This window comes from Actinomadura sp. (assembly GCF_044508335.1).
Lineage (GTDB): Bacteria > Actinomycetota > Actinomycetes > Streptosporangiales > Streptosporangiaceae > Spirillospora.
Window position 1 is genome coordinate 1 of the sequence record NZ_JBIQHY010000207.1, and the last position, 4,869, is coordinate 4,869.

Consider the following 4,869-nt stretch of genomic DNA (forward strand, 5'->3'; position numbering starts at 1 on the left):
GGTTCGGCAACCTTCCCGCCGGACTGCTCACCGCGATCTATGCCGACGGCCGTCGCGTAGACCTGCTCACCGTCCCGGCCTCAACCGACGATGCGGCGGCACGGGCCACCCTGGAAACAGCCGCCCGCCCCTGACAAGCCGACCGGCCCGCGCCACCCCACCCGGACACGAGCGACGACGCTGAACGCCGGGGAACTAGATGGGGAACGGCTGAAAGAACACCCTCGGCACGCTGAACCGGACGCCGCCCGGCCCGTGAGTTACCAGCGGACGCGCTGGCGCCCGTCGGCGTAGGAGGAGCGCGCCGCCGATCCAGGCCCGCCCAACTCGGGGAGGAGCGGACGGCCCTGGATCGGCCAGCGCGGCCCCAGCAGCGACCGGCCACTTCCCAGTCAAGCTCTGTGACCTGGTTTCTGGACACAGGCACTCCGCGCACGATTCATCACCTGCGCCGATGACCGTCGTATCCATGGAAACTCAGGGGATAGCCACCCCCGCCGACTGCGCGTCGACGGCCCGGCCGACGCCCGGGTGGTGCGGCTTAGCTGATTCGACTCCCTGCCCTCCGGGCTGCTCACCGCCGTCCACGCCGACGGCCGGCACGTCGCCCTGTTCACCGTCCCGGCCCCCCACACCTCGGGCTGAAGCCGAGACAGCGATGGAACTGGCCGCCCACCTTCGCTACCACATCCACATCCCGGCCTGCTTTCTGCCCTCACAATGGGGCCCGGCCATGTTTTCGTCCTTGCCATGGGCACCGGGATACCGCCCACACGCGCTGAATCGATCACCACGGCCGATCACCAGCCGATCACCGAGAGCCGGGCTCGACACCGACCGGGATCCGTGTCAGCCGGTCGCCTGGTCGGCGGCGTCCAGCCAGCTGAGCCGCTCGGACATGCTGCGGGCGCAGGCGACGACGGCGTGCACATGGTCGGAGTCGTCGGCCGCGCGCCACAGGATCGACCAGGGATAGAAGGAGACAGGTTCGGTGAGCGGGCGCCAGATCGTCCCCGGGAGCGCGGAGATGCAGGAGGAGGGGACGCAGTACAGGCAGCGGCCCTGGGCCACCAGGGCGGATGCGGCGTGGACGCTGTCGACGGTGCCCTTGTACACCGTCGGTGTGAAGCCGGCGGCGCGGCACATCTCGACGGTGAACTGGTTGAACTCCGGGGCCTTCATCTCCTCGGCCAGCAGCAGCGGTTCACGGGCGAGGGCCTCGGCCGGGACGGCGTCCAGGTCGGCGAACCGGTGCCCGCGCGGGACCAGGACTCCGAGGCGGTCCAGGCGGAAAAGGTGTGAGGCGACCCCGCTGGGGGCCAGTGCGGCGCGGCCGATGCCCACGTCCAGGCGCCCGTCGACGAGTCGCTGGTACTGCTCGGGGACGCCGGCCTCCACCTGGTGGATCACCAGATCCGGGAAGAGCGCCTGGGCCTCGTGCAGGATCTGCGGCATCGAGTCGTAACTGGCGTCGATGATGCCCACCCGCAGCGTCGGCGAGGTGCTCTGTGCGGTCCGGGCGACCTGGGCGGCGCGCTCCACCTGGTCGAGGATCTGCCGGGCCTCGACCAGGAGCGCCGCCCCCGCCGGGGTCAGGGCGACGTAGTGGGTGGTGCGGTCCAGCAGGCGCACGCCCAGTTCCCGCTCCAGCCGCTGGATCTGCTGACTCAACGCCGACTGCACGATGTGCTCGCGGGCCGCCGCGCGGCCGAAGTTGAGCTCCTCGCAGACGGCGACGAAGTAGCGGAGTTGGCGCAGTTCCACGTCTCCCGCCTTCCGGGCCGGAACAGCTGGACCCCTCCCAGCAGCGTACAGCGCGGTCCGCGCTGGAGTTCCGCGTCGCCGGGCCGACGGTTATCGCCGCCACTGATGACTCTTATCTGTATTGCCCGGTTCGGTCTTCTTGAAGGCCGGGCTCAACTGGTGATGGGCGCTTCCACGCGCCCGAGCCCGCCGGAGGCGTCCGAGCCGGTCGTCCCCCCGGAGGGCGTCTACGTGGCATTGAGGACCATGACCACGATCGTGACCGCAGGTGACGCCAGCGGCAGCGCTCCGCACCGGACCGACGCCGGCGAGGGCGCGTGCGGGGCACCGACGACACGGTGCTGTCACGGCAGGGAGCGGGCCTCGAGGCGCTCGCAAGCTAGTACGCGCAGGTACTGCGTCACCTGCGCGCGGTCAGCGGACCCGCGCCCCGAACTGGACTATTGACCTGGCGGCAGCACATCGCAGTGCTGAGGAAGGGAGGCTTCGATGAAGCGCACGACGACATTCCACGCGCTGAGTTCGGGGGTGCCGTTCAGCACGAACGGCTCGGCACCGCGCTGCGGCCACGTGGACGATCTGACACCCGTCACGCCGCTCTCGCGCGGCTGCACGGCATGCGAGGCACAGGCCCACGGGTGGACCGCACTGCGTATCTGCCTCACCTGCGGCTGGGTGGGCTGCTCCGACGACTCGCCGCTTCGGCACGCGCGAGCGCACTATCAGGAGACCGACCATCCGCTTGCCGCCGCGATGGAGCCGGGATCGACGTGGAGATGGTGCTATGTCCACGAACGTCGTGTCTAACACTGTCGTTACTTAGAGTTACCCGAGATGCCGCCCCGGCTCATCGCCCCGCCGGTTGCCGAAGAGGTCCGGGCGATCGGCCGCCGGGACGCTGGTGGGCGGGTGCTACGGCCGCATGACGGCCGGCCGGGCACCGGGTACGGACCAAGGCGCCGCGAGATCCCTTCGAGGTCGTCCGCCCTCGGATACCCGGGCGTCCTCCGAGCCGTTCCGGGTGCCGGCACGGTCTGTCCCGCCGGGTGCCGCAGTGAGGGCGGCCAGCAGGTCGGGGGTGTCTCGGGGGTCGGTCGGCGGGACGTGGGAAGGGTAACGGGGCGACGCCGGTTCCATCACCGTCTCAGCTTCGGCTTCCAGCGTGGAGGCCGGGACGGTGAGCAGGTCAACGTGCCGCCCGTCGGTACGGATCGCGGTGAGCAGTCCTAGCCGGGAGCGCAACCGTCAGCGGTAGGACACCGCTCATACCGGCGGCTGAGATCCTCACGCCGCCGGGGGCCGATGTGACGGAACAACCTCAGAACGAAGACGACGCGGTCATCGACGCCGGCGACCGGGCCCAGCATGGGACCGGTGACCGTCCCGAGCCGATCGAGGTCGCCGCGCCCCCGCCTGGACGGACCCGCTGCCGCACCGTATCCGGCACTGCCGCCCCGCGCCGAAGCCTCCGGCGGATCCCCCGCCGCCCCGGAGTGCGGCCCACGGACCAACCGACCTGGGACGAATTGGACGACGAGTTCTGGGGGCCTGATTCCACCAGAAGATGAGGAGTCCCGATGATCCAGATGGTCGACATCCGGGAATGGCGCACCCGCGCCGTCCTCGGCTCCGGCGGCCACAAGGTCGGCACTCTGGAGCCGGTCCACGTCGGCACCAGCGCGGCGACGGCACCATCGTGGCCCGGTCAGACTGCGGCGGGTTCCAGCGCCGGAGGCAGCGGTTGCTGGAGCGCTCGGGGCAGGGTCGAGTAAGTCCGAAGGCCGTGCTCAAGGACGGCATCTACCAGGATCCTCGCCACGTGCGAGCGGGGGGAGGCCAGACGCATCGAGACGCCCAGAGCCAGAGCACGGTGCCACACACTGATCAGAGCGGAGATCCCTGCCGCGTCACAGAACCACAGCTGTGACAGGTCCAGTACCAGCATCCGCTGCCCGGGGTGAAGCAGCGCCAGCAGCCCGTCGCGAAGCGCGGGCGCGGTCACCAGGTCAAGATCGCCTTGCAGGGCGGCGACGGTGAACGAAGGCCGACGCACGACCGACAGCACAACCCGCGGATGGATGTCGGTATGGCCTTGAGTCGTGTACGTGGTGTTCATGATGTCGCTCCGATCGCGCAGCGGATCGCGCGGGCGGGTCGGTAGCGCGTTGACCAGCGGACGCGCTGCAACCCACGCTACGCCGCATACCGCCTGATCGAGGGCAACGACCTGCAAAGTCCCCTGCACGCGGATGCGCCCCGGGACTGGTGACGAGCAGGGCGCAGGTGGGCATGGTCCCACCATCAGGCGACGGGGAACTACCGGATCACGGTGGGGGATTAGCCACCCGAGGATCGCGCGCGCCGCAACACCCCGGCCCGTATGCGCAACGCATGCGTACGGGCCGGGGACCAGGTCGACGTTCAGGTCACGATCACGCCCGAAACGGCGGACACGCAACTACGGGCCGCCAACGCGGCGATCATGGGGGACGGCGGCGGGCCGGATAGTGATCTTGCAGCCATGCGCGTGGTACCCCCTACGGGGAGCCCCGCCAACCGGCTCGACCCACCCCCGGCACCCGCCTAACAATCCCGTCCCGCTTCCCCATCCCCTAACCGCGCGGGCCGTGCCGCTGGGGCGACCACAATCAAGTGAACATGTCTACCGCCGCGATCACCGATGTCCACCGCATCACGGTGGGACCTAGCTACCCGCCCGCACGTCGTAGCGACAGCTCGGCCCGTACGCGGCGTGACCGTGTACGGGCCTCGCAATATCGAGAACTGCCCGGCCTCTGAGTACCACCTGGATCCAAAGATGCGGGACAGCGTTCCCGCGCCGGTTCGAACAGTAGAGGGTACACAAAGCATGGGCGTCTCCCGACACCGAACCGGCGGACGGTCTACGGACGATCAACCGCACGTTCGCCGTCGGCACCGCCTGCCAGCGAAGCCCTTAGGCATCATGGGCGTTCGCATCCTTGAGGGCGACCTGGCCTGAGACCTGTCTCAGCGACCAGAGTCACGCACGCCTGGGCATCTCCGCGCGTGTGTCAATGGCCGTTTGGAACTCCCCGTAGACGGCCTCGGGATCTCCCCGCTGGC

The 4,869-nt window shown here is 69.7% G+C and carries 3 protein-coding genes; 1 reads left to right on the forward strand and 2 read right to left on the reverse strand.

Annotated features, from left to right (window positions below; genetic code table 11):
- Positions 1-849: 849 nt before the first annotated feature.
- Positions 850-1,764 (reverse strand): LysR family transcriptional regulator, encoded by a 915-nt coding sequence (locus ACIWVC_RS34045; protein WP_301176860.1) that lies wholly within the window; start codon positions 1,762-1,764, stop codon positions 850-852.
- Positions 1,765-2,253: 489 nt separating this feature from the next.
- Here ACIWVC_RS34045 and ACIWVC_RS34050 point away from each other — a divergent pair, with 489 nt between their 5' ends.
- Positions 2,254-2,571 (forward strand): UBP-type zinc finger domain-containing protein, encoded by a 318-nt coding sequence (locus ACIWVC_RS34050; protein ID WP_089329946.1) that lies wholly within the window; start codon positions 2,254-2,256, stop codon positions 2,569-2,571.
- Between the two features lie 898 nt (positions 2,572-3,469).
- On the opposite strand, the gene ACIWVC_RS34055 is transcribed toward ACIWVC_RS34050, so the two are convergent.
- Positions 3,470-3,880: an STAS domain-containing protein gene (locus ACIWVC_RS34055; protein ID WP_179271808.1), complete on the reverse strand. Its 411-nt coding sequence runs from the start codon at positions 3,878-3,880 to the stop codon at positions 3,470-3,472.
- Positions 3,881-4,869 lie beyond the last annotated feature (989 nt).